This window comes from Candidatus Accumulibacter vicinus (assembly GCF_000584955.1).
GTDB classification, from domain to species: Bacteria; Pseudomonadota; Gammaproteobacteria; order Burkholderiales; family Rhodocyclaceae; genus Accumulibacter; species Accumulibacter vicinus.
The window spans coordinates 72821-73543 of the sequence record NZ_JDSS02000020.1 but is presented as its reverse complement, the minus strand read 5'-3'; the positions used below and the strand labels follow the sequence as shown (position 1 = coordinate 73543).

The following is a 723-nucleotide window of genomic DNA, read 5'->3' as shown; positions in this document are numbered from 1 at the left end:
TCCAGAGGCGGGGGCGTGACGCTGGCGGTGGTGGCGGACGGCATGGGCGGCCATGCCGGGGGGGTGATCGCTGCCCGGCAGGTGATCCATACCGCTCGCAACAATCTGGAAGGCTTTTCCGCACGCAGCGAATCGGCACGCGGGCTGCTGGAATCAAGCATCAATGAAGCGCATATGCTGATCAAGACTTCGCGTTTCATCAACGAGAAGGATCCGCACAGCACCGTCGTGATGCTGCTTTTGCAGCCGGGCAGGGCGAGTTGGGCGCATTGCGGTGACAGCCGCATTTACCATTTTCGGGGCGAAAGTCTGGTCTTTCGCAGTACCGATCATTCCTATGTCGGGCAACTGGTGGTGCAGGGCAGAATCACGCCCGAGCAAGCCCTCGTGCATCCCAACCGGAACATTCTGTTGACCTCGCTGGGGGGAGCCGAAGCCCCCCAGATCGCTTTTGGCGAAGCTGATGGCCTGCAGGCAGGGGACACCTTTCTGCTCTGCTCGGATGGTCTATGGGCCTATTTCAGCGATCAGGAACTGGGGTGGGTAATCAATGGCTCGACCTCGGCGCGCGAAGCCTCCGAGTTGCTGATCGGCCGGGCACGGGCGCTTGGCAGCGGGGACGGCGACAACATCTCGATCGCGATCCTGAAACTGCTTGAGGCACCGCTTGCCTAACGGCCATGACCGTTACCCCCCTCTGCCGCGAGTGGAGATTCGCGAGTT

Annotated in this window: 1 protein-coding gene; it reads left to right on the top strand. The window is 61.7% G+C overall.

Annotated elements, in window-relative coordinates; translation table 11 throughout:
- A partial coding sequence (locus CAPSK01_RS08430) for a protein phosphatase 2C domain-containing protein (protein WP_273703345.1) occupies window positions 1–675 on the top strand: 675 nt, incomplete at its 5' end.
- Between the last annotated feature and the right edge of the window lie 48 nt (window positions 676–723).